At 36.3% G+C, this 245-nt stretch carries 1 protein-coding gene; it reads left to right on the top strand.

Annotated features, from left to right (window positions below):
• On the top strand, positions 1-245 hold a 245-nt coding region (locus R2R70_RS22410), incomplete at both ends, for a hypothetical protein (RefSeq protein WP_410979259.1).

Raw genomic sequence — 245 nt, 5'->3', positions numbered from 1 at the left:
AGCGCAAATGCTGAAATTCAGGCTTCAGTATTAGACGTAATAAGTGCATTTAATTCCATTGATATTAACCCTAATATTAAAAAGTCCATAACTGACATCCTGAATACAATGGACTTCAGCAAGTTAAGTCCTGAACAGCTTAAGAGCTTTTCACAGCAAGTAGCTGTCATTATGGACTCTCTACAAAAGTCTCTAAACAACGGCAATGGCTCAGAATTTGATAAGCAAACAGCATCACTAAAATC

Source organism: Cobetia sp. SIMBA_158, assembly GCF_046566945.1.
GTDB classification, from domain to species: domain Bacteria; phylum Pseudomonadota; class Gammaproteobacteria; order Pseudomonadales; family Halomonadaceae; genus Cobetia; species Cobetia amphilecti.
Note: the sequence above shows the minus strand (reverse complement) of the source record. Positions and strands in the feature narration are given on the sequence as shown.